Annotated in this window: 24 protein-coding genes; 10 read left to right on the top strand and 14 right to left on the bottom strand. The window is 39.2% G+C overall.

Features of this window, described 5'->3' with window-relative positions:
* Nucleotides 1-284 precede the first annotated feature (284 nt).
* The 3 genes from CEF22_RS09665 to CEF22_RS09655 all read left to right on the top strand — a co-directional run bounded on the left by CEF22_RS09665 (nucleotide 285) and on the right by CEF22_RS09655 (nucleotide 3,557).
* Nucleotides 285-509 (top strand): hypothetical protein, encoded by a 225-nt coding sequence (locus CEF22_RS09665; protein ID WP_095479241.1) that lies wholly within the window; start codon nucleotides 285-287, stop codon nucleotides 507-509.
* Nucleotides 510-803: 294 nt separating this feature from the next.
* Nucleotides 804-2,354, top strand: coding sequence for an AbgT family transporter (locus CEF22_RS09660; RefSeq protein ID WP_100402697.1), 1,551 nt, complete (start codon nucleotides 804-806; stop codon nucleotides 2,352-2,354).
* A gap of 30 nt (nucleotides 2,355-2,384) precedes the next feature.
* Nucleotides 2,385-3,557: a M20 family metallopeptidase gene (locus CEF22_RS09655; protein WP_100402696.1), complete on the top strand. Its 1,173-nt coding sequence runs from the start codon at nucleotides 2,385-2,387 to the stop codon at nucleotides 3,555-3,557.
* A 43-nt stretch (nucleotides 3,558-3,600) separates the two neighbouring features.
* Here CEF22_RS09655 and CEF22_RS09650 read toward each other — a convergent pair whose 3' ends face one another.
* Together CEF22_RS09650 and CEF22_RS09645 are read right to left on the bottom strand one after the other, a co-directional pair.
* Complete coding sequence (locus CEF22_RS09650; protein ID WP_100402695.1) at nucleotides 3,601-5,373, bottom strand: helix-turn-helix domain-containing protein; 1,773 nt, start codon at nucleotides 5,371-5,373, stop codon at nucleotides 3,601-3,603.
* 97 nt (nucleotides 5,374-5,470) lie between these two features.
* Nucleotides 5,471-6,919 carry an N-acetylmuramoyl-L-alanine amidase gene (locus tag CEF22_RS09645; protein ID WP_100402694.1) on the bottom strand — a complete coding sequence of 483 codons (1,449 nt, stop codon included), beginning with the start codon at nucleotides 6,917-6,919 and terminating at the stop codon, nucleotides 5,471-5,473.
* Nucleotides 6,920-7,121: 202 nt separating this feature from the next.
* Here CEF22_RS09645 and CEF22_RS09640 point away from each other — a divergent pair, with 202 nt between their 5' ends.
* A complete protein-coding gene (locus CEF22_RS09640; protein ID WP_095477767.1) occupies nucleotides 7,122-7,301 on the top strand; it encodes a small acid-soluble spore protein H in 180 nt (59 codons plus the stop codon).
* A 54-nt stretch (nucleotides 7,302-7,355) separates the two neighbouring features.
* Here the strand turns inward: CEF22_RS09640 and CEF22_RS09635 are convergent, their stop codons facing one another.
* A complete protein-coding gene (locus CEF22_RS09635; protein ID WP_232726094.1) occupies nucleotides 7,356-8,159 on the bottom strand; it encodes an ABC transporter permease in 804 nt (267 codons plus the stop codon).
* Nucleotides 8,137-8,916: an ABC transporter ATP-binding protein gene (locus tag CEF22_RS09630; RefSeq protein ID WP_100402693.1), complete on the bottom strand. Its 780-nt coding sequence runs from the start codon at nucleotides 8,914-8,916 to the stop codon at nucleotides 8,137-8,139. The genes CEF22_RS09635 and CEF22_RS09630 overlap by 23 nt, the downstream gene beginning before the upstream one ends.
* 128 nt (nucleotides 8,917-9,044) lie before the next feature.
* On the opposite strand from CEF22_RS09630, the gene CEF22_RS09625 reads away from it, so the two are divergent.
* Nucleotides 9,045-10,052 (top strand): ABC transporter substrate-binding protein, encoded by a 1,008-nt coding sequence (locus CEF22_RS09625; protein WP_100402692.1) that lies wholly within the window; start codon nucleotides 9,045-9,047, stop codon nucleotides 10,050-10,052.
* Nucleotides 10,053-10,106: 54 nt separating this feature from the next.
* On the opposite strand, the gene CEF22_RS09620 is transcribed toward CEF22_RS09625, so the two are convergent.
* The 4 genes from CEF22_RS09620 to CEF22_RS09605 all read right to left on the bottom strand — a co-directional run bounded on the left by CEF22_RS09620 (nucleotide 10,107) and on the right by CEF22_RS09605 (nucleotide 14,181).
* A complete protein-coding gene (locus CEF22_RS09620; RefSeq protein ID WP_100402691.1) occupies nucleotides 10,107-10,835 on the bottom strand; it encodes a YqcI/YcgG family protein in 729 nt (242 codons plus the stop codon).
* 144 nt (nucleotides 10,836-10,979) lie between these two features.
* Nucleotides 10,980-12,008, bottom strand: a complete 1,029-nt coding sequence (locus CEF22_RS09615; protein ID WP_442857404.1) for a CapA family protein — start codon at nucleotides 12,006-12,008, stop codon at nucleotides 10,980-10,982.
* A 219-nt stretch (nucleotides 12,009-12,227) separates the two neighbouring features.
* Nucleotides 12,228-12,491 (bottom strand): transporter suffix domain-containing protein, encoded by a 264-nt coding sequence (locus tag CEF22_RS09610; protein ID WP_100402689.1) that lies wholly within the window; start codon nucleotides 12,489-12,491, stop codon nucleotides 12,228-12,230.
* Nucleotides 12,492-12,519: 28 nt separating this feature from the next.
* Entirely contained in the window at nucleotides 12,520-14,181 is a 1,662-nt protein-coding gene (locus CEF22_RS09605; RefSeq protein ID WP_332849168.1) for a glycosyl hydrolase family 28-related protein, read from the bottom strand.
* Nucleotides 14,182-14,252: 71 nt separating this feature from the next.
* On the opposite strand from CEF22_RS09605, the gene CEF22_RS09600 reads away from it, so the two are divergent.
* From CEF22_RS09600 to CEF22_RS09590, 3 genes are read left to right on the top strand one after another with little or no spacing between them, the layout of a single operon-like run.
* The gene (locus CEF22_RS09600) at nucleotides 14,253-15,245 is read left to right on the top strand and encodes a glycosyltransferase family 2 protein (protein WP_100403966.1); all 993 of its coding nucleotides are present in this window, start codon (nucleotides 14,253-14,255) and stop codon (nucleotides 15,243-15,245) included.
* Nucleotides 15,193-15,582, top strand: a complete 390-nt coding sequence (locus CEF22_RS09595) for a GtrA family protein (RefSeq protein ID WP_332849167.1) — start codon at nucleotides 15,193-15,195, stop codon at nucleotides 15,580-15,582. Before CEF22_RS09600 ends, CEF22_RS09595 begins: the two co-directional genes overlap by 53 nt.
* Nucleotides 15,579-18,161, top strand: a complete 2,583-nt coding sequence (locus CEF22_RS09590) for a YfhO family protein (RefSeq protein ID WP_100402687.1) — start codon at nucleotides 15,579-15,581, stop codon at nucleotides 18,159-18,161. Before CEF22_RS09595 ends, CEF22_RS09590 begins: the two co-directional genes overlap by 4 nt.
* Before the next feature lie 163 nt (nucleotides 18,162-18,324).
* Here the strand turns inward: CEF22_RS09590 and CEF22_RS09585 are convergent, their stop codons facing one another.
* Nucleotides 18,325-18,507 carry a hypothetical protein gene (locus CEF22_RS09585; protein WP_100402686.1) on the bottom strand — a complete coding sequence of 61 codons (183 nt, stop codon included), beginning with the start codon at nucleotides 18,505-18,507 and terminating at the stop codon, nucleotides 18,325-18,327.
* 125 nt (nucleotides 18,508-18,632) lie between these two features.
* Nucleotides 18,633-19,169: a helix-turn-helix transcriptional regulator gene (locus tag CEF22_RS09580; protein WP_100402685.1), complete on the bottom strand. Its 537-nt coding sequence runs from the start codon at nucleotides 19,167-19,169 to the stop codon at nucleotides 18,633-18,635.
* 329 nt (nucleotides 19,170-19,498) lie between these two features.
* Between CEF22_RS09580 and CEF22_RS09575 the strand changes: the two genes are divergently transcribed.
* Nucleotides 19,499-20,218: a CBS domain-containing protein gene (locus CEF22_RS09575; RefSeq protein ID WP_100402684.1), complete on the top strand. Its 720-nt coding sequence runs from the start codon at nucleotides 19,499-19,501 to the stop codon at nucleotides 20,216-20,218.
* Between the two features lie 63 nt (nucleotides 20,219-20,281).
* Here the strand turns inward: CEF22_RS09575 and CEF22_RS09570 are convergent, their stop codons facing one another.
* Entirely contained in the window at nucleotides 20,282-20,908 is a 627-nt protein-coding gene (locus CEF22_RS09570; protein WP_100402683.1) for a hypothetical protein, read from the bottom strand.
* Between the two features lie 323 nt (nucleotides 20,909-21,231).
* On the opposite strand from CEF22_RS09570, the gene CEF22_RS09565 reads away from it, so the two are divergent.
* Nucleotides 21,232-21,789, top strand: a complete 558-nt coding sequence (locus CEF22_RS09565; protein WP_100402682.1) for a DUF4240 domain-containing protein — start codon at nucleotides 21,232-21,234, stop codon at nucleotides 21,787-21,789.
* 121 nt (nucleotides 21,790-21,910) lie between these two features.
* Here the strand turns inward: CEF22_RS09565 and CEF22_RS09560 are convergent, their stop codons facing one another.
* From CEF22_RS09560 to CEF22_RS09550, 3 genes are read right to left on the bottom strand one after another with little or no spacing between them, the layout of a single operon-like run.
* Nucleotides 21,911-22,414, bottom strand: a complete 504-nt coding sequence (locus CEF22_RS09560) for a hypothetical protein (protein ID WP_157843209.1) — start codon at nucleotides 22,412-22,414, stop codon at nucleotides 21,911-21,913.
* A gap of 55 nt (nucleotides 22,415-22,469) precedes the next feature.
* The gene (locus tag CEF22_RS09555; protein WP_100402680.1) at nucleotides 22,470-23,765 is read right to left on the bottom strand and encodes a sensor histidine kinase; all 1,296 of its coding nucleotides are present in this window, start codon (nucleotides 23,763-23,765) and stop codon (nucleotides 22,470-22,472) included.
* Nucleotides 23,758-24,438, bottom strand: a complete 681-nt coding sequence (locus tag CEF22_RS09550; RefSeq protein ID WP_100402679.1) for a response regulator transcription factor — start codon at nucleotides 24,436-24,438, stop codon at nucleotides 23,758-23,760. Before CEF22_RS09550 ends, CEF22_RS09555 begins: the two co-directional genes overlap by 8 nt.
* Nucleotides 24,439-24,447: the final 9 nt, after the last annotated feature.

Raw genomic sequence — 24,447 nt, 5'->3', positions numbered from 1 at the left:
CCTCTGTGTATTTTTAAAGTGTACATTTGTTTTTGTATAGTAGACATTATATATGGATTACCTACCTTTGACAACCTATTATTTCAGTAAAATATAATATTTTGCTTTTTTCTAAATTTTATAGAAAGAACATTGGAGATTCAAGTTATTTCTAGCTAGTTCTATCACGTTTTTCACATGATATTGATGATTCTCTTATTTCCTCAAAATGGATTTAATAAAATAGAGGCGCACGGACAATATAAAAGCGTACGACGACTACTTTCACAAAGGGGAAATGACAAATGCCACAACAGCAAGCACAAATCGATATTAATCAACTGAAGCAAGCGAAAGCGAATGTCACACTAACACAAGAATTACTGACACAAGCAATTGAAAAATCCTCCTCTGACGAAATATTAGCTCAAGAAGCGCTAAAACAAGCCGCTACTGAAATTGCTCAAGCTCAAACGGCCGTCAGCCAAGTGCAAAGTGCCATGCTAACTCAGTCAAAATCAAAATCTTAATACTTCCGTCCGGCGCCTTTTTCTAAAAAGGCGCCGGACGATGTTTTTTCCTCTTTCAACCTTCTAACTATTATAATCTCCTGATCAAATTGTTAGTAATGAATAAACTAACAACGAACCCACATTCACAATCAAATGAAACATGGAATAAGAAATTGAGTACAAAACATATATAATTGTGTATTATTACTAAAAAACACCTTTATTTTTGTATAAATCTCCATAGAATCGAGGAAAATACAGACTTATAATTTAAAAAATTCTTAAAATTTAAACATCACAGGAGGTTATGCAATGAATGTTCTAGAAAAAGATAGGCAAGAGGTTACGTTAGTAGAAGGAAAGAAAAAGTTATCTGATAGGTTCTTAGATATCATTGAACGATCAGGCAATAAACTTCCTGATCCGGTTACATTGTTTGTTATCATGTCTTTCATCATTTTATTTGCTTCTTATTTTTTATCGAAATTAGGTGTTTCTGCTGTTACACCTGGTAGTGGTGAAGTGATTGAGGTGGTGAATTTATTAAATCGCGAAGGGCTTATTCAAATACTAACTAACATGGTTGGAAACTTCACATCTTTCCCACCTTTAGGTTTAGTAATTGTCATTATGCTTGGGGTAGGGCTCGCTGAATCAACTGGACTTATTTCGGCCTTAATGAAAAGGACCGTACTAAGTGCTCCTCCTTCTCTTATTTTACCTGTCATTGTATTTACAGGGATGATCGGTAATATTGCTGTAGATGCTGCATTCATCGTTCTTCCTCCGATCGCTGCCTTGATCTTTATGAGCGTTGGCAGAAACCCGATCGTTGGACTAGTTGTAACATACGCTTCTGTAGCTGGTGGATATAGCGCTAACTTGTTAATCAACTCCCTTGACGTTTTACTAGCAGGATTGACCGAACAAGCAGCCAAAATGGTTGACCCTAATTATATAGGCAATGCTACGATGAACTATTATTTCTTAATTGCCTCTAGTTTCTTCTTAGTCATTATAGCTACATGGGTAACTGTTAAATTCGTAGAACCTCGGTTTGGAAAATTTACAGGAACTGTAGAAAAGCTTGAAGAAATTACTTCGGTAGAAAAACGCGGTTTAAGGTTTGCAGGAATTTCGTTTATTGTATATATCAGCCTTATATTAGCTTTAGTTGTTCCAGAAAACGGATGGCTTCGTGACGCTGAAACGGGCTCACTGCTAAATTCACCGTTTATGTCATCACTTGTGCCAATTATGTTGTTCTTCTTCTTTATTCCAGCATTAGCTTATGGCATTGGGGCAAAGACGTTAAAAGGTGATAAAGATGTCGCTGAAAAAATGTTTAAATCAATTGCTGATTTAGCTCCTTTTATCGTACTAGCCTTTGTCGCGGCTCAAATGATTGCTTTCTTTAGTTGGAGTAACTTGGGGCCAATCATTGCTATTAAAGGCGCAGAGCTTCTACAAGCGATGAATTTTACAGGTTTACCTATGATCATCGGTTTCATTATTATTTGCGCATTTATTAATCTACTTATTGCTAGCGCTTCTGCTAAATGGGCTTTATTAGGACCTATTTTCGTGCCGATGTTTATGTATTTAGGTTATAGCCCGGCATTTACCCAAATGGCTTACCGAATTGGTGATTCTGTCACCAACCCGATTACTCCTATGCTAGCTTATTTTGCTATTTTACTAGCATTTGCACGAAAGTTCGATAAATCGATCGGCATGGGAACGTTAATCTCCGCCTTATTACCGTACTCTTTTTTCTTTGCCATTGGCTGGATCATCATGTTTGCCGCTTGGTACTTGTTAGGGTTACCGGTAGGACCAGGAGACCCAATTTTCTTAAAGTAAAAATGATAGATAAATGAAAGAGGGATTATAATGGAAAAATTAACTTTATTATTAGAACAACAATATGATGAAATGGTCTCGATTCGCCGTTATTTGCACGAAAATCCAGAACTATCTTTTCAGGAAGTGAAAACACCTGCTTACATCGCTGAGTATCATCGTCAGTTAGGTCATGAAGTGAGAACAGAAGTAGGCGGCCGTGGAGTCGTTGCGACCCTTCGTGGAGGAAAACCGGGGAAAACAGTTGCTTTACGAGCGGATTTTGATGCCCTTGCTATTCAAGAAGCGAATGATCTTCCTTACAAATCTAAAGTGGATGGTGTCATGCATGCGTGTGGTCACGACGGTCACACCGCTACTTTATTAGTACTAGCCAAGGTACTTAACCAATTGAAAGACGAGCTTGAAGGCACAATTGTGTTCATTCATCAACATGCAGAAGAAGTTGCCCCAGGTGGAGCGATTTCCATGATCGAGGACGGCTGTTTAGAGGGCGTCGATGTGATCTTCGGCACCCATTTATGGGCAACGGAGCCAACAGGAAATATCATGGTCAAAAGTGGACCGATTATGGCTGCCGCAGATGGATTTGAAGTAACAATCCAAGGAAAAGGTGGTCATGGATCAGAGCCACATTTAACAAAGGATGCTGTCGTTATCGGTTCTCAGTTTGTCACGAATGCTCAACAGATTGTGTCACGACGGGTCAATCCTCTACATCCAGCGGTCGTATCCATTGGACACTTCGAGGCATTAAATCCTTTTAATGTGATTGCAGATACAGCTTATTTAAAAGGAACCGTTCGCACATTTGACGAGGAAGCAAGAAGCCTTATTGAACAAGAACTTGAAAAAGTGTTACAGGCTGCTTGTTTGGCAACGGATGCTACTTTCGACTTCCATTATAAACGCGGGTATCCTGCTGTCGTGAATCATCAAGAAGAGACGGACTTTTTAATGGAAATAGCCAAAGATGTCGTTGAAATAAAAGAAGTTCGCGTATGTGATCCTTTAATGGGAGGAGAAGATTTTGCTTATTACTTACAGCACGTAAAAGGAACGTTTTTCTTTACAGGTGCTTGTGATCCACAATGGCAAGAAATCTACCCTCATCATCACCCGAAATTTAATATTGATGAGCGAGCGATGCTAATTGCAGCTAAAACATTAGGTTTAGCCACCGTTCAATATTTAACAACATAATGATTGAAGCGACCAATCCTAATTAGGATTGGTCGCTTTTCAATTACGAATTGTCGATCATGTTTTTCCATTCAAGTAGAAAGAGTGCAGCTTGGATGTTAGTTAAGTCATTTAAGTTATCAAAACTACAATTTAATTTATTTTGTAATTGTTGCAAACGATAGTACACCGTATTTTGATGCAAATGTAAACGCTCGGCAGTGAGAGCAACATTTTTATGACTCTCGAAGTAACTACGCAAAGTATTCAATAACTCATTTTGTACTTCATGCTCTGAATCCGGCAAGACTGGACCTAGAATATCTTCTATAAAATAGTCTCTGCTCTCTTCATTTAAAGTCATTAAATAACGCTTAAAGCCTAACTCCTTAAAAGTTCTTATTTGTGCTTGCTCCCTCTTGTAACCTTCTTCCATAACTAATAATTCAACATCTTTATGAGAAATAGATACATGTTGCAACGTGCGAACGGATCGCCCAATAAATAATTTAGAATTCGGATAAACAAGGAGCAATCGATCAGCTAACAAAGTAATTTGATCAAGGCGATCTACTCCTTCTTCATTTTTTGCCCCAAGAAGAACAAATATCGCTTGATCATGAGGAAAAGTAACAACATAATAACCTTTAGAAAAAAGCTCTGTCATTACTTGTTCAAAAGCGGCTATATGATGAACGGCTTCAATCCCAATATTTTTGTTTTTAACAGCTAAAAAACGATATGAATGCGCTTTTAAAATACCAAATTTCCTCAAAGAGAATTGGACATCTGATGTTAAATTTTGTTGGAGCAACTCAACTAGTAATTTCCCTTTCTCCTCCTTCTCATATTTAAAATGTTCTTGAAACTTCATTTGCTCAATAGCAATAATAGAAGCGGCATGCTTAATTGTAAGTTCCTTTACTATATCTAAAGATGAGGTATGACCCTCGATCACTAAGTATCCAATCGGACCAAACGAAGATTGAATCGATAAGGCATAGCCTCTTTTTTGCTCATCGCTGACAATAGGGAAAAGGTGTTGGGAAGTATTGAGCACCTCACTATGATGACGAAGCCACTCTTGAAAGAAAGGAACATCCTCATTCGAACGAGAGTAAGCTAGTTCTATTCGGAACAATGGATCAAAGTAGTAAATACGACTTTGTACAATTTTAGCTAATCGCTCGACTAGAGATTTTAATCCATTGCCTTTCAGAGCCGCTTCATTTAATTGATTGTGAAGGGTCAAAGTCGTTTCTAACTGCTTTGTTCGAAGCTGTTTTTCATAAAACGTTCGAGCATTCACTATCGAAATGGCAATTTGACTGCCAATCGCTTCAAGGAAGCTCAAATCATCTTGAGAGAAGAAGCCATTATTATGAAAATTATCAATCGTTAACACACCAATTTTTTTCTGTTGATGAATCAGCGGAACAGAGACACAGCTTTTAGGGATAAATGCATGAACAGTTGACTTTAAATAGTACTGAAAAGTTTTGTTTCGCATATTTGACATCGCCGCTTGAATGTTGCTTTCCCCATTAATTAATAAGCTCTTTCCTGTCGCAAATACCGTTCCACTAATGCCCTCACCCGAAAGCAACTTATTATTTAAATACATTTCCTCTTTAAAATTAACAGCGGCTTCAATGTTTAACAATTGTTCTTCTTCATCCCATAAAAGCAAAAAACCTGCATCTGCTTTGTCGATCGCTTCAATGACCTCTTCAATAATTTCTTGGATTAATTGTGTTAAACTGCGATTGTTCGTGATATTTTTAGATACTTGGATGAATGTATGCAGCTGACGTTCTAAATTGTTACTATTTTTCATTTTTCAAGCCTTTCCAAGTTAGTTTACTATTATTATATCTTTACGCAAAAAAAACAGAAAGACCAATATCGTCTTTCTGCTACTAATTTCCACCACTTTATTTCCCTACTTGGTAAAGAGCCTTTACATCATAGCCTTTCGCCGCGTAGTAATCTAATACACCATCGTACATCGCTTTCGCCATAACGTTTTGCCAGTGAGCAGACTTTAACATATCATTTTCTTTCTTATTTGTGATAAAGCCTAATTCAACTAAAGTAGCTGGCATTTTATTGTTGGTTAAGACACCTAAATTTCTTCCTAGTTGTTCGGTACTCTTAATGTCACGATCTCTTGTTTTCAATGCCGCAATTAAACGGTTTTGAATTTTCGATGCTAACAGCTTACTATCAGCCACATAAGGGTTCCCTTTCGCCGCATGATAAATCGTTTCTGTTCCATTCGCCGAAGAACTAGATGCAGCGTTCGCATGAATACTCACAAATGTATTCCCTTTATTATTAATCGCATACGATACGCGATCATTAATTTTAATGTAACGATCATCTGAGCGAGTCATTTTCACTTTAAATGGTGTTTGTTTGAATAATTGATTCAATTTCAAGCTAGTTGATAATACAACATCTTTCTCTCTTAATCCAAAACCAATCGCTCCTGGATCATGGCCACCGTGACCAGGATCAAGAATAATCGTTTGATTTTTTAAGCGCGAATCAACATCCCCTTGATCTGGCTGTTCTGTGTCTGGGTTATTACTTCCATCTGCTGAGCCGTCTTTTAAATAACTCGTGCTTACAAATCCGACAGTATCATCAGATTTGATGTACGTCCAGCCACCCACTTCATGGGCAGCAAGCACTTTGTCATTAGCTTGAATTTTCCCTTTAACCGAATAAGCCGTTGACGGGCCGGAGCGAACGTTTAAGTCATTCGCTTTAGACCAACGCGTGTCATTGAATTGTACAGACGTGTGCAAACGAAATTCTGGTTGAATGGCACGAGCAAGGAACACAGCGAAATCCGCGCGACTAAGAGTCACATTGGAACCAAACGTACCATCCGCCATTCCATTGGCGATCCCACGAGACATTAACGCTTGTTCTGCTCCTCGTAAGGAACCATCAAATGAATAACCAAATGCCTTCGTAATCATCAAAGCCATTTCACCGCGAGTAACAGATTTATTCGGTAAAAACGATCCGTTGCCATTCCCTGAGATAATCCCTTTGTCTACAACAGATTGGATATACCCAGAAGCAAAGCTACTAGCATGTACGTCTTTAAAGTCTGTTGACCGTTTTTCTCCATTTAGCTGTAGCGCTCGTCCGATAAAGACAGCAGCCTCCACCCGGTTCACGGTTTTGTTGGTACCGAACTCGGTTGGTGAAGAACCTTTAGCGATTCCCCCTTCAGCTAAAAAGTTAACTTCCTTTAAGGCTCGGCTTGGCACATCAGTAAAACCTGCCGCTTGAGCAGACGCATTTACTCCAAACAAAGAAATAATTAAAGAAAATGCTAAAGCGACAATAAATGAACTTCTTTTCACTACTTTTCCTCCATTCTCAATAAATAACGAGCTTTCTAGACTTATACATTCATTATTTTACATCTATTTTTTTACTTTGCTAGGATTTCGCATATTTTGTAATATTTTTGTTATATTTGTTATTTGATGAAATATACAATGGTGCATGAGTTTCTTCTTGTTGGTCATAATAAAAAGTGTTCATACAAAAGGAGGAGGAAACATGAATTCACAGCGAGCCAAAGAAATTACTGCTTCACCAGAAATGATTCACGTCACATACAACGGTGTACCAATCTACATTCAAAATGTAGATGCCAAAAATGAAACCGCAAGAATTTATCCACTCGATCATCCGGATAAAGAGCAAACCGTTCCTCTGCAAAGCTTATTGGAGCAATAGCATACAAAAAAGACCTAAGTGTATAAAAAACAACAACTTAGGTCTTTTTTTATATTATTTCTCTCGGATTAGCTTTCGTTCTAATAGCTCGACAAGCTGGTACATAATGGTCGCTAAGGCGGCAATAATGACAAGGCTGAGAAGAACAAGTGTAAAATTAAAGACTTGGAAGCCGTAAATGATCATATAGCCAAGTCCTTGTTTTGAAACGAGGAATTCTCCGACAATCACCCCTACCCACGCAAGCCCGACATTGACTTTTAACGTCGAAATAATGGTCGGAAAGCTCGCCGGCAACACCGCTTCTTTAAAGCAATGAAATTTTGATCCCCCAAATGTTTGAATGACTTTCACATAGTTAGGCTCGACATTTTTAAAGGCCGAATAAATGACAATTGTTGTAATGATGACGGTGATTAAAACGCCCATCCCCAAAATCGATTTAAAGTTCGGTCCAAGGGTGACAATTAAGATCGGACCAAGAGCGATTTTGGGCATCGCATTTAAAATAACTAAGTATGGATCTAACACTCTAGAAAGAAAAGAATTCCACCATAATAAAGCTGCTAGCAATGTACCAAATAAGGTGCCTAGTAAAAAGCCACAGATCGTTTCAAAGAGCGTGATGCCCACATGAGAAAACAGACTGCCATCCCCCACTTTTTCAATAAATAAAGCAGTTATTTGTTTAGGCGAACTGAACAATAACGGATTGATCCATTCCTGTCTAGAGGAGATTTCCCAAAGAGCGAGAAACACCACAAACATCAATATCTGGACCGTTCTTACTCGTCGTTTTTCTACTTTGATTTGTTGAAGAAATTCTTCATGTGACTTATTTACTTTCCTTTTGTTCAATGCGCTCCAACTCCTCCCATATTTGTTGGAACAACACCGAGTACTCTGGATGTTGTCTGGCGGCAAACGGGTGAAGATTTCTCAATGCTTCAGGCACGAGAAAGATCCGTTCAATACGCCCCGGATTTCTAGAAAAAAGAATAATTTTTTCACTCATCGCGATCGCTTCACCAATATCATGCGTTACGAGAATAGCTGTTTTGTTTCGTTCAAGCAGTATTTTAGACACAAGATTTTCAAGTTTCAGCTTCGTCTTATAATCTAGTGCGGAAAATGGTTCATCTAACAATAAGATTTTCGGGTCGGTAGCGAGTGTGCGAACAAATGCCACACGCTGCCGCATGCCTCCTGACAGCTGACTTGGATATTGATTGATCACATGATCTAATCCTACTTCTTTCAATAGCGCTAGCGTATATGCCTTATACTCCTCTTCCTTCATGCCTCTTAATTTTAATCCAAGAAAGATGTTTTCCTTCACCGTTTTCCATGGAAACAAATAGTCTTGCTGTAGCATATAACCGACTTTCGGATGAGGTCCCTCAATCAGCTCTCCATTTAAAACGACGGTGCCTTTTGTCGGAGGTAACAGCCCGGAAATGATCGATAACATCGTCGTCTTTCCGCAGCCACTGGGACCAAGAAAAGAAATGAACTCTCCTTCTTCTACAGTTAAATGAATATTTTGTAATGCCTTTGTCGCCGATTGCTTCGAAAAGTACGTTTGACTGACAGACTGCAACTTTAAAAGGACCACACCAAACCCCTCCCTTATTTATTCAATATATTGTAAAAAGAAAAAAAGGTGAATTTGGTGGACAAAACAATTTATGATTCTTCCTTTCATATATATAGAAAGATAAAAATCCGTTCTTCAAGGAGGGAATGAGGATGAAGAAGGTATCCTTTTTATTGATCGCTTTAGTCGTAGCGGCTGTAGGCTTTTTCATTGGGTGCTCCCCTGCAAAAGAGTCTGAAAAAATGGAAACCGTTCGCGTTGCGGAAGTCACCCGATCGATTTTTTATGCCCCACAATATGTAGCGATTGAAAAAGGCTTTTTTGAAGAAGAAGGAATTACGGTCGATTTAAAAACAACTTGGGGCGGCGACAAAACGATGACGAATTTATTATCCAATAGTGCTGATATCGCTCTCGTTGGTAGTGAAACATCGATTTATGTAGAAGCCCAAGGAGCGAAAGATCGCGTCATTAACTTTGCTCAACTCACACAAACCGATGGAACCTTTCTCGTCGCAAGAAAGAAACCTGAGTTTTTTGCGTGGGAACAATTAAAAGGAAGTACTTTTTTAGGGCAAAGAAAAGGTGGCATGCCGCAAATGGCGGGAGAATTCACATTAAAGAAACACGGGATTAATCCACACAAAGATTTAAATCTCATTCAAAATATTGATTTCGCCAACCTTCCAAGTGCTTTTGCTTCTGGTTCAGGGGATTACGTCCAGTTATTCGAACCACAAGCGAGCCTCTTTGAAAAAGAAGGGATTGGGCATATCGTCGCTTCTTTTGGAAAGGAGTCAGGAAAACTTCCATATACGACCTTCATGGCAAAAGAAAGCTATATTAAAAACAATAGTGAAACACTCGAACACTTTACAAAAGCCATCTACAAAGGACAACTGTTTGTCGATACGCATTCAGCGGAAGAAATAGCGAAAATTATTGCTCCTTATTTTGATGATACGCCTGAAGAGCTGATCGCTACCGTCGTCGATCGTTATAAATCACAAAATAGCTTTGCGACAAACCCTTTATTAGATGAAGAAGAATGGGAGAACTTGCAAGCGGTGATGAAAAGTGCTGGTGAACTTCCACAAACAGTCGATTATTCGATATTAGTCAATACCGACCTAGCAACGAAAGCGATGAAGTAACGAGTAAAAGGCTTTCCATTGGCAGACTATCGCCCTTCGGAAAGCCTTTTATCATTATTTTGGTTGAAACGGACATTTTCCGGTAATCGGGACGATGTCATCTCCAATAAAATATTGCTTCCACTCCCGATGATTAAGGTCACCGTAATGACTAATGTTTGGATGTTTCGGGAGTTGATCCCATTTTTCTACGCGGGCTCGTACTTTTTCTCTCGATAATTGCCCATTCATTGACGTTCCTTCTAGACCGTCAAAGATTCGTCTTGGCTGAAACCCCAGCACAAGGCTGTTGCCTAAATCTCTCGTTTTTCTTTGCTTATAAGCGGGAGCATTGCCGAAGACGAAGAATGGCTCTCCAGCAAAAGAAAAGGCCCATAACGGATGATCAGGATCTTTTGGATAATTGGCTGGCCACGGCTTTGGATCGACTTCATGTAAATACTGCAACAACGCCCAAAAGTAATGGCGGTAATACGTGAGCGTTCTCTCTTCTTCTTCGGGTTCAACAAATAAGAAAAAGCCATGGCGAACAAGCGGCTTGTCAGGATCAAATAACTCAATAAATGACTCTAACGCTTGTGGCAGTCTCGACCAATCATCATGCGTAATATAGGAGTAGCGTAACTCCCCTTTTTTCTCCGCTGTTAAGCCAAATGTACAAGGGAAAGTGCGATCCGTTACCACTTGGTGAAAATGTTGATATTCATTTACAACCCATTGTGGTACGAATTTCTCATTATTCATATCTCCCTGAGTTAATAAACTGTGCGTAGAAACACGCATGTCTCTCACCTCCAACAAATGAGATCAAGTGCTGCTCTATCATATCTATTAATGAAAGTTGAGAAACATGCGGGATAAAATTTTTATGGATTAACATGTAGCTAAAAAGACGTTTCAGCCTGGTCGCGAAACGTCTTTCTTCGATTATTGCACTTCATATTTGGTCCAATCAGACCCTTTAATCTGATTCGATACATCGATAATTTTATTTTTGACTCTTACCGCTTCGTCTCCAGTTAATAATTTAGGCTGATAATTATTTCTCTCAGAAACAGAAGAAATCGAAAATGGCACCACTTTAATTTCCTTTTTATCAGTTAATTGACCGTCTGTTAAATGGAATGTTTGTTGGAATACATAGGTGTCCTTATCACTTGGATTTCTATTTCCACCAAACATAAAGTTACCGAGGCTGTAGACGATAAACTTGCCATTGTACTCTTCAATCCCTTGAACTACATGTGGATGGTGGCCAAGGACTAAATCAGCTCCACTATCGATCGTAAAACGCGCCAACGTTTGCTGTGATGAAGTTGGGACATATTGGCGTTCAATTCCCCAGTGGAAATGAACGATAACTATTTCCGCTCCTTGATTCTTCACCTCTTCAATCCCAGCCTTCACTTTCGATCGCGTTTCTTCGGTGTCATCCCAGCCTTCATAGCCGATCACACCGACTTTCACATCTTTAATCGTTGTCACATATGTATGTTCATAGCCAAAATAACCAATCTTATTCTTTTTTAAGGTAGCGATCGTATCATCATATCCCTTTTGCAAGTAATCAAATGTATGGTTATTCGCTAAATTGACTGATTCAATTCCTGCGTATTGTAGAATTTGGGCGTACGAAGGATCTCCCTTAAATCGAAACTTCTTCACCGCTTTTTCAGTCGCATTTGTCAAAGTTGTCTCTAAATTGACGGTAGATAAATCATCTTGTTTAAACACATCGCCAAGCTCAGCAGCAAAATAAGGCAGTCCATTTTTCTGTGCTTCATCAGGAAATGACCCTGCATATGTAAAACTCTCATCCGTTCCTAACGTGAAATCCCCTGCGGCACTAATTTTGATCGTTGTTTGTACAGGCTCTTTTTTAGGAGCATCTACCTTTTGAGTTTTTTCTTTATTTTCTGTTTCTTTTGTGTATGTTTTATCTGGTTTGATCGTCAAATTATAAAAAACAAACCCTACAATCAAGACACACCAAACAATGAGTACATTCCGAATAGGCTTTTTCAATCGTCTACGCTTCTTTCTTTCTAGTCGACTAGGCACTTCCCACGCCTCCCCTCACCTGTTTATTACAAATATCACCATTATATTACTATGAAGTTACTTTACAGTCAATCTACCAAAAAAGAAAAACTGCCTCTATATGAGACAGTCTCTTTACTCTTTGCTTCTTTTCCACCTTCGAACACTTCTTGACGACCTGAACTTCATCGCCGCCTCTTTTCCAACGAGCAACAGCCCTAGCCAAAAAACGATTTCCGCACAGATGAGTGATCCGGTAATCAACGCGGCTTTCATTGTCGTTGTGACAGATAGGAAGGGAATAATAAATGGAAAAATCCAAAAAACAGCAGAACCCATAATTAGACCCATCCCTATTTTATAAAGAAGTGGATGTGTTTGTTTCTTCGGTTCGCTCATAGAAACCTCCAACGTTTCTGTTTTCACTTTATCGTTTAGTATACACATCTTTGTATCCTGTCGCAGTAATATTTTTCATGTCAACGTTTGGGCTAGCTAAGTGACAACCGCACACTCCGTTAACATGGAGTGCGATGACATGATGAATAAGGATACGTTGAATGTCAGGTCCGACAGTTAAAGCATTAGCAGCTGAATTCTTCATATATATACGACGAATTTGCACATCATCCGCTCGTTGCTCTCCACCAAAAATTTTAATATCACTGCCTGCCGTTTGAAAACCTTGAATGTTCACATGATTTAACAACACGTTTCGCGAACGATATTGCACAGCAATCACAGGTTGATTTTGATAATCATACTCCGGATCGCCAATAACGCGAAACTGGTTAATGACCACATTTTTATAGGCAGAGACGACTAATGCTCGCGGGTGAGAGTCGCGATATAAGTCCGTTCGAACAGGAGCAATTGCCACGATTCGTGAAGCCGTAATATTATAGGCTGTTTTTGATTCAGGGTCCTGTTTCTGATGATGACCAATGTGACGAAAATTGAAGGAGCGATTATCATTCATCGATAAATGACCGACAATATGCACATTTGTCGCCGCTGAAGAGTTATGATGCGCTTTCACTTCCACTCCGCCGAAACAACGTGCCGTTGAATTGTTAACGAGCAACACATTTTGCGACCCGTCATCTACTTCAATGCCATTTGAGTTAGAGTAGCCTTGTTTATGGGCTTTTCCACTAGGATCACACATATGAGAATTGGAGATCCATATGTAATCACTATGATGAGTCGTAATGCCGTCATCCCCGAATCCATAGCCATTTAAGCCATCGAGCCAAATATACTTGCTACCCCCGCGTGCCCGGTAGCCATCACCAGAATAATTGTACAGTGTCGATGATACATCAAAGCAGTGAAGCCCAGGGTTGATCGCTTCTACGTTTTTGACCCAGCCATAAGTAACATTCGCATACGTTAAACAGCTCGCACGATTGCCGCCTACGCTCGTTTTTTCGACTTCCCCAAGCCGCTCCACATGCCAATCAAGACTCATCTCTTCTACAAACAAATGGTGATTCCCTTTCTTATGATCGCTATTCGTCACTACCCAGCTGCTTTTAGATGCGCCTGGATGCAGCTTCAATATCGTTTTCCCCTTACCTTCACCAACGAGCCAAGTCCAGGACGGCAGTTGAAGACCTTTGACAATATACGTTCCTGCTGGGATGATCACTTTCACCTTCCCGTTTCCGATCGCTCGTTGAAATGCTTTCGTGCAGTCCGTTTTCCCATCTCCTACAGCACCAAATTCGGTCACCTGTACTTGGCGAACGTTCTTTTGAAGCTGACGAAATTGTTGCTCCAATCGGCCCTTCCAATCCGGGGATACCATTCCTTGCTCATCTACTGTAATGCCTACATCTCTCGGTGGCTTTCCTTGTTTCTTCGGCATAAATATTCCAATCAAAAAAGATTTCATTTGCTCTAATAAATAAGCGAATGACCAAGGATGACGCTTCTCTTTCCTATTCGGTCGAGGATACCGATGCTTATGTTCATTGAACAAAGCCATCGTTTCTTCAACGACTTCGTTGGTTGGTCGTTTGAAAAATGAGTCAATTAGCTTCTCATTTTGCTGAGGATTGTGTTTATCGCTTAATTCGATTTTCAATGTTTATTCGCTCCTCTCCCTGACTACAATAGAATGAAAGCTATGCTTTAAATACGCTCAAGAAGGTGTTCATCAAGATGAATCAAATCTCTATCATCATTCCGTCCTTCAATGAAGAAGAAAATATTGCATTAATTTATGAAAGTATAAAAAAAGAATTCGCTCATCTCGCCTATGATATGGAAATCATCTTTATCAACGATGCTAGTACAGATCGAACGTTACAGCAAATCAAATTCCTTTCTGCTAAATCAGCGAAAATCAAATATATTTCATTCTCGCGTAACTTCGGCAAGGAGGCGGCGATCTTCGCTGGTTTGCGACATGTAAGCGGGAAAGCCGTCATTATTATGGATGCAGACTTGCAACACCCTCCTCATTTAATCCCTTCACTCATTCAAGGATGGGAAGAAGGCTATGACCAAGTTATTGCTCGCCGCAATCGAAAAGGAGAGCAGCGCCTTCGAACGATTCTTTCCTGCATGTACTACCGTCTGATGAATAAAGTTGTCGATGTGAAGCTTGAAGACGGGGTTGGCGACTTTCGTTTACTTAGTGAACGAGCGGTGACGGCTGTTTTATCATTAAATGAAGGACAACGTTTTTCAAAAGGGCTATTTTCCTGGATTGGCATGGAACAGAAAATCATTGACTACGAAAATATTGTGCGTAAAAATGGGCAAACGAAATGGTCCTTCACTAAATTAATGAATTATGGTCTAGATGGATTAGTCTCCTTTAACAACCGACCGCTCCGCCTATGCTTTTATTCGGGTGCCTTGATTCTTTCGCTGTCTGTTTTATATAGTATCATCACCTTTATTCAAATAGTAAAGAATGGAGTTGCTGTCCCCGGCTATTTCACGATTATTACGGCTGTTCTACTTCTTGGAGGAATCCAATTAGTAAGTCTTGGTGTGATCGGTGAATACATTGGCCGTATTTACTATGAAACAAAAAAACGGCCTCCTTTCTTAATTCAAGAAACCAATATTCGAAATGGAGTTACTTATGAGAAAAACCGGCCAAGAGTTTATCAAGTTCGCCATCATCGGGGGAATTAATACTCTTCATTACTATGCTATTTACTTACTGCTTCATTCTTTATTGCACCAGAATTATATGCTGTCACATATAATAGCTTTCCTGATGAGCTTGGTCATCTCTTTCTTCTTAAATTGTTACTTTACCTTTCAAGTAAAACCGACGTTATCGAAGTTTTTCACCTTTCCTTTGTCGCAATTGTTCAACTTTTGTCTTACCTCCTTCTTCATGTATATGTTGATTGAATATTTACATATTAGTAGTACGGTTACACCGATTATTGTTCTATTTTTATCGGTGCCAGTGACATTTGTCGTGACAGGAAAAATATTAAAAAAAGAGAGGGTCCGTGCATGAACAGAAAATCAATAGGGCTTCTTATCTTTAGCAGTCTGCTCGTGTCGGCAAGTGCTCACTTTTTTTTCTTTCAAGAATGGTTAAATGGAAGATACATGCTGGGACCCAATGATGGCCTGTCGCAAATGCTGCCGTTTAAGCAATTTATTTATGATCATTACACAGAAGGAAACTTCTTCTATTCTTTTCGCTTTGGCCTAGGGGGAGGATTTTATAGTCAGCTTGCTTATTATTTCTCAACATCCATTATCTTCTTGCTGACGATCATCATTGTGTATGTGCTTGAAGTGGTTCAAATTATGGGTCCACCTGATGTAAAGTTTTGGGCGGATGTGGCTATATGGGTGAGTATCATTCGGTTAAGTTTGATTTTATTTGTCACAACTTGGGCGTTTCGTTATTTACACATTGAAAAAACAGCGGCGTTTACTGGCGCAGTCGTGTACGGCCTATCCGTCATGTATTTTCGTCATGTCGTTTTTTGGGAATTTTTTTCAGATGCGATGATCTGGATTCCGCTGCTTGTCGTGGCTACGGAAAAAGTCATACGGGAAGGTAGGCTTGTGTCGTTCATCATTATTGTTGCCCTTATGCTATTTAATAATTTTTATTTTTCCTACATTAATTTAGTGTTTTTAGCGGTGTATATCATTGGTCGCTGGTTCATCCCTTTAACGACCAATGAACGAGGAAAAATCGAACAGTGCAAGCTATTTATTACCTCTGGTTTGATTAGCTTTTGCCTAAGTGCCGTCTCTTTTATCCCAGCATCGTATGGTTTTTTTAATAATCATCGTCCACCTTTTGAAGCAGAGGTCCCTCTGTTTGCTACAGTTGATCATCCATTGTTCGCCAGTCGTTACATTATTATTCCAGCTATATTTGTTTTATTGATATGGATGAAATCACTTTATAAACACTCCCTGTTTCGCCTGTTTGCACTTCTTAGCTTTAGCTTAACCCTTCTCCACTATAGCCCGGTCGCCGGCAGTGCATTCAATGGCTTTTCTGCTCCGCAATACCGCTTTGAATATTTATTGTCATTTACCATTGCCGGCTGTGTCGCAGTTGGCATGCAACATATAAAAAACGTCTATTTGAAAGAAATCGCACTAGCTGTAATCGCCTCACTGACAATTTACTCAATCAGTTCGGCCTTCCTTGACTCCACGACGGCCGTTTCGGTCGTCAAGAAAATCAGTTTTACGTTATTATTGATCACCGCGTTACTACTTGTGCTTTATCGTTGGAAAACATCGATCGTACTTCTACGGTGTTTACAAGGGTGGCTGATCCTTTCTAGCTTACTAGTCGTAAACCTCTATCAATGGACCTTATCAGAACATGCTAGCGTAAAAACAGTCACAAAGGAATTTCTCGAAAGTGCTTCCTATAATAGTAACGAGCAGCAACAACTGATCCAACAAATTCAAGCAAAAACGAACGAACCGTTTGAAAAAATCGACTGGATGGTATCAATTCGTAATAATACTCCTATGGTACAACGTTTTCATGGCACGAGCTTGTATTCTAGTATTTTTAATCAGCAATTATTATTTTTTTATTGGCGTGATTTGCAAATCGATATGGGGAGAGAAAGTGTAAGCCGCTATGCGACGTTAGGCAACCGGACAAATTTGCATAGTTTATTGCAAGCGAATGTTTGGGTACGACCGAAAGAACAGCAAGCAAACGTTCCTTATGGCTTTAAAAAATCGCTAGAAACGAAAAACTATATTGCTTATCACAATTCATTACCTCTTCCTTTTGCCCGTACAACGAAGAAGGTCTTTAGTGAAAAAGAGTTACAACAAGGCTCTATGCTAGACCGTGAGCATGCGATGCTTCAAGGCATTGTATTAAAGGATGAAACGATTCCTCATCAATCTTGGGACACCCCCGTTAACAATCAAATCAATCGAGCAACCATTGAAGCAGTCGGAGGAACGTATCAACGTGACAAACTAGCCATTAAAAAAAACGTCGGAGGAATTGATATCACACCTAAAGAATCTAATAAAAAAACCGCGGATTATTACTTCGGCTTTCATATCGAAAATATCGATGGCTTACCTTTTACGTTAACGGTCAATGATTATGAAACTAGCCGTAAAGCATTCGAATCTATCTACAAAACAAACGTGAATGACTTGATGATTCGAGTGCCAAAGAAGGAGAAAATATCAATTAGAGTGCCAAAAGGACATTACGTAGTGAAATCGATGACTTTATTTGAAGAAGATTATCAAGTATTGAAAGAAGTCGCAACTAAGAACGAACACGCTCCAAACATCATGATAAAAAGAAATAAAGTAACGATCGATTACAACAATCGAACGGACGAACGATGGATGGCCCTACCGATTCCTTTTGAAAAAGGATGGAAACTACGAATCAACGGAGAAAAACAGCCGATCTATGAAGCGAATTATGCATTTATAGGTCTCTCTTTGCAACAAGGAAGGAATCAAATTGAATTAACGTATACTCCCCCTTTCTTTTTCTTTTCGCTCATACTGCTTACCATTGGTTTAGTTAGTGTTTATTATGTGTGGAATACAAAAAGAGGCTGTCATTAAGGAATACTCCTTAGTGACAGCCTCTTTTTTGACGTATTTGCGGCGAAAAACCATCCGGCCACATCCAGATGTTTAACCTCTAACGGCATGTGATTCGACTTACGCAAATTAGCTCATCGCTTGATTAATATAACATATAACTTTGCAAAAGGAAACATATTTATCATTTCTTTTTTTTAAGCTCCATGCTATCTTTTAATTGCTGAACATACAGATCAGCTTTTTCGGGGTTTTCCATGAAAAGCGCTAACACTTCTGTCATCTTACTTCTCAAGTACGAACGATATGGTTCATCAAGTGTCTCAATCCATTTCGTGAAATCAGAACCTGTCCATTTGCTTTTCATTCTACTCACCTCTGCATTTCATGTCGTTTTTTCTATAAAACGCTAGAGTTAAATTATAACAAAAATACATATTAAATAAATGTTTTGTGACAATCTGCCACTTTCGGATAGGGGATCAAAAATACTTATTTATTTTCTATATTTTTAAGCAACGTTGACACCGTCATCGCCCCAGTGATCCTCCCTTCCCGCTTTAGTGAACGAGCATACACATCATAAAGTAAAATACGACCAGAAATCGGAAACCAAATTTTTTCTCGTATAATCATATCTTTTTCAATCACTTGCCTTTTGACATCCATTAAACTTACTGATCCTTCATTCATCATGATTTCATCGTCTCGTTTTCCGATAAATTCTTGCCAATGGAAATTTAAATGAGGGTTGTAGATCCATGTGTACCGTAATTGTAAATCACAGTGAGCTACAACGACTGGAGAGCCTTGGATGGCCTCTCCAAGAGGATTTTCTAAAAATTCTGAATAAAATAAAGAGGGGTGGAACTTTAATAATTTAGCAATCTGATTCGCTACACCGATACTAGGATCTCTTTTTCCTTGTTCAATTTGTGCATAGTAGCTGCGATCAATAAACACTTGCTCCGCTATATTTGCTTGTGTTAGACTTTTATTCTTTCTTAACTGTATTAACCAATCTCTCATCTTAGGCCTCTCTTTTTTTAAGATAGTAAACGCATCTTGCTACCTATATACAATCCAATTCTCGCTTTTGGATGTCATAGTATAAATCAGCTTGACAATGCCAAGTAATTCAAGTTTGGCTGATTTATATTTAAAGGTTTGATTGTTTATTATTTTCCCTTGTTTCGACAAAAAAATCAATTTTCTTTATGTTTTTTATCATTTTTTATCATTCACATGTTTTTTAACGAGCTGTTCGGAGACTTTCTAATTCATTTCTGAAATAAACAATGAATAAATAGGACAAACTTAATCAAAAGCACATTCAAGAAAAGAGGAGAGACAGATGAATGATAGAAAAAAATGAGAGGTCTTTACGATTCGAAGTAGCTTTTAACCGGATTCATCAGCAGTTAAAACAACTTGCTCCCAAACAGGCCCAACATTCCTTTATTGAAATACTTCATACTTGCGCGCAACAACATGCATCCGTCCGTACACATTTAGATGAATTAAAGCAATTTGCTAAGCTAAGGAATGCGATTGTCCATCAGAAAACGGATACTCATTCTTATATTGCTGAGCCACATGAGGAAATAGTCAAACGAATAGAACAAATTGATGCGCTGATCTCCAAACCAGCAGACGCGCTTTCCATTGCTTCTAAACCTGTATGTATGGTAGAACTCCATACTCCTTTAGCTGAAGTATTGCAAATGATGAAGCAGTTCTCCTATTCCGAATACCCCGTATTTACTAAAGGTGTCTGCAAAGGGCTTCTTACTGGAAAAGACATTCTAAAATGGATGGCCCATCAACAAATAGATGGCTCCACCAACCTATTTGAAGTGACTGTTCAAGATCTTCTTCCTGAACAAAGTACATCTACATTAGCTTTTATAAAGAAAGAGGCTAATGTTTTTGACGTAGAGTACTTATTTGAAGGCTATCAACAGAGTAATAAAAAACTCGAAGCCATTCTTATTACCCCAAATGGTACGTCAGAAGAACTTCCCATTGCGATGATCACCTCTTGGGATTTAACGAAAACGAATGATCAAATCATTTAAAAAGCGAACAGGGATAAATCCTTGTTCGCCTCCTTGCAAAACTAGCCAATGACCTCTCTCTTCCTATTCTACAAAATCAAATTCACTTAATTGGTCAACATGACTAGCAATCATCGCTATAATCGTATTGGCTTCCTCTTTACTAAAGACAAAATTCGTAACATCTTCTAGCAACTCTTCGTCAGCCGTTTGAATACGATTCGTTCGCCTCAATACCCCATCTCCAGTTTCCTGAACGACACCGAATTGATAGGTAACTTCCAATTCATCCTGATAGGCATAGGCCGTCACTTCTGGTGTTGTCCATTCCACGTCTATTTTCTCATAGTCGTCATCATCAGGTTGGAAATCATCCATCACAAAAGAGTGATCGTCGATTCCTTCAATAAATTCATGGAAGCTTTCATGTACCTCATCAACGATATCTTCCATATCCGGCAAGATCGTTTTAGACATATAATCGACATCCAACTCAAACGTTTTTACATAAAATTCTTCATTGTACGGATCGAAAAATAAAGAACAGAAATATTCTCCTTCATTTTCATCCGTTTCGACAAAAAACTCTATTTTAGGATGCTTAGATGCTCGATCTACTGTCATATGGCCAATTTGATCATATTTTTCACAGATCGCCTCTAAATGTTCCTGCAATTCTTCACTAACTCGGTCAAACCATTCCAAAGACATCTTGCATCCCTTCCTTTCGAATAATCAACTTTTATCCCGCATTAACGGGCTGTAAGACTCCCACCTCAACCCGGCAGAAGAAGCGCAGACATGTAGGTGGGAGATCAACAGCCCGTAAACGCCCGATCCGTTCAACTAACAATCCGTGGGGGATGAAGAAAACCCCCACGGATTGAAGTTTCACTTTATTATTTCTTATTAGCGGTTAATTATTCTATTTTTCAACTTCATCTAAAACTTTTACATACTCTCTTCTTTTGCCACTATAATGAAAAGAGAATATAATGAAATTTAAACACATCTTATTATAAGGAGACCAATGGATGAATAAAGAAGCATTCTGGCATTTGATTGAAGAAGCAAATAAGCATCAAGAGGAAAAAATAGAGTGGATAGAAGAGTTTCTATCCGAACAAAACCTCGAAGAAAGTATCGACTTTGAAATTCACCTGACCAACCTAATGAAAGAAGCTTACACATCAGACTTGTGGGGAGCAGCTTATATCATAATGGGCGGCTGTTCTGATGATTGCTTTGATTATTTCTTAGGGTGGCTCATTTCGCAAGGTGAAAAGACATACACTCAGACTTTAAAAAATCCTGAATTTTTAAGTGATTACATCAATGAGGAGACCCTTAGCGAAGAAGGTCTGCCTCAATTAGAAGAATTTTTAGAGCTTGGCTTTGATGCTTTTTCTATTCATCATACGGGAGAAGCGGAATGGAATGATGAGCTTTACGAGGCGTTTTTAGCAAAAATGAAAGAAAAAGGCAGTAATTGTGATCATACATCTAATATTACGTTTGATTGGGAGGACGAAGAAGACTTGGCTCCGAAATTCCCCAAACTTTGGGAGCGTTTTGGCGAAAACCCACTATAAACAATGAAGCTGTCCAAAAGTCCGATTTTGACTAATAAGCATCCAAATTTAAAACCTAAGAGCGTTGATTGAACAGCATTCTTGGGTTTTAGTTTTTTCACTTTTTGGGCTGGCCCCATATTTATGAAAGAGCGAGATGGATCAATGTCAGAACAGCGGCTAATCCAAGCACGCCCATATGAGTGAATCGAATGCCTTTTGATCTTTTATTAGCTGATAGAATATAACCGATGACGGCGGCAACCGCCATGAGCGCTGTCGCACCGATCCCCATATATTCCCTCAGTTCTAATTCTCGTTCAGCCAAAAACATGACAATCCCATGAATAGATGCCATTAATAATGTCAGAACCCCGACCGACATATGCCATTTCCCAGATAATCGAGCGGCTTTCGCTGTATGGGCTGCTTTGTCCGGCCAACGTTTTTTCACTGGTTTAATTAGCTTTCTTAAAGGAAAGAGGGTGGCTGCTAGTCCAAAACCAGCTATTCCTGCCCATCCAATCAATTCGCCTCCTTCTTTCAGCACTTCATTTTCTCCATCCTCATGACTTTCACCATAATGTTCATGTTCATCTGCATGAGCAATATTAATGAAGCCCGGAGAACTAATAAAAAGTAACATTAAGGTAGCTGCTATCATTATAACTATTTTCTTTATCCACATGATCTTCACTCCGTTATTCTTTGATTGGTATTTGTAGATGAAAAGTCGTGCCTTTTCCTACTGCACTCGAAACGTCAATTTTTCCCCCGTGTGATTCCACAATCCATTTGGCAATCGATAAACCGATACCGTTGCTGCCCAATTCTCTCGACCTTGCTTTATCCACCCGGTAAAAGCGATCAAAAATACGCGACAGCTGATCACTAGGAATCCCAATCCCAGTATCTTCAACAAGGATGTCAACATCTTTTCCTTCACGACGAACGGTTAGAAAAACTTTCCCGCCCGGTTGATTATATTTAATCGCGTTATCGATCAAAATGTATAGCAGTTGAGTGATTCGTTCTTTATCTGCCGTCATCGAAATGGGGGAACAAATCGAGTATTCTATCGAAATGCCCATTTGATTGGCCAGCGGAAGAAACGAACGAACAAGCTGTTCAAGTACTTCCTTTAAATCAAATACCGTAGGATAAAATTCGCTCTTGCCTGAATCCGAACGGGCCATCGTTAATAAATCAGACACGAGCCTCGTCATTCGTTTCACTTCCTCTTTCATGTCTTGCATAATTTGTTGTGAGAAAGTAGATAAATGTTGTTGATCTTCCGCTTCAATCACTTCTAAAGAAGATTGCATGATCGCCAGTGGCGTCCGCAATTCATGAGAAGCATCACTAACAAATTCTTTTTGACGTTGAAACGAACGTGATATCGGCACCATTGCTTTTCCAGCCATAAAGTAGCCTAACCATAAAGATAAGAGCAGAAATAGAACGACTAAACTCATTAAGACCAGGACTAGTTTATCCAATACATTTTGCTGTGCTGTCACATTAGTACCAGCAATCACAGTACCGACGTATTCCCCTTCTCTTAGCACAGGCTCGGCCGCAAATAAGATCTTTTTCTCGACTCCATTTTGATCGATAATCGTTTCCCGATGAACTTCTAGCTCATCCGGATGCCATCTTTTCAACTTTTCCAATACAATAGACGTGACATAAGGGAGCCCTTCTTCAGCATCCAAAAGTTGACCATCTTTCGAGACGATATAATAAAAGGTTTGCACGTCAGAATAGTCATGTTCATGCTCATCTTCTTCTTTCTTGTCCTTGTCTACATGTCCTCTCAACAAATCCCTTCCATGTTCTGCCCGTTCCTCGTGTACAAGCCGAATGACCGCTTCTCGTTGATCTTGAAAAATCGAGGAGGATAATAGCGTGTATGTAATCACAATGAAAACGAGCAGAAACATCATCATCAGTCCAGTAAATAAAACGGTTAAACGCTTTCTTGTCCGATTAAACATCCAATCTCACCAATTTATAGCCAATCCCTCGAATGCTATGAATCAACCGTTCACCGTTCGGATCTTCCACTTTCTTTCTCACTAGTCGCACGAGAGCATCCAAATTATTAGCGGACACATCAGCGTCAATGCCCCAGATTTTATCAAGAAGCACTTCCCGAGGTAACACTTGTTCCTCATTTGTCATTAACAATTGTAATAACTGATACTCTTTTGGCGTTAATTGAATTTCTTTTCCTTGACGACAAACTTTATGATTCGTTTGGTCTAATGTAAGATCTCCTACTTGGATCACGTTATCCATAAAAGATAGCTTCGATCGTCTTCCGAGTGCTCGCACTCTCGCTAACAGTTCGTCAAATTCAAATGGCTTGACGATGTAATCATCCGCTCCGGCATCTAACCCCTCGACTCGATCAAGTACATCATCTTTCGCCGTTAGCATCATAATTAACCCTTGAAAATTAGTAGCTCTTAACTGCTTACACACATCAATTCCGCTCATTTCAGGCATCATCCAGTCCAAAATCACAAGATCGTAATCAATCGAGGATGTGTAGTCAATGGCAGCCGCTCCATCGGTTACCCAATCAACAGTATGCGTTTCTTTCCCTAACATATGTGCTACTAAACGCCCTAGTTTTTTATCATCTTCTGCCAATAATATATACATATCATTCAC

Source organism: Bacillus sp. FJAT-42315, assembly GCF_002797375.1.
In the GTDB taxonomy this organism is placed as follows: domain Bacteria; phylum Bacillota; class Bacilli; order Bacillales; family Domibacillaceae; genus Bacillus_CE.
The sequence above is the reverse complement of the archived record's forward strand: the minus strand, read 5'-3'. Positions and strand labels throughout refer to the sequence as shown.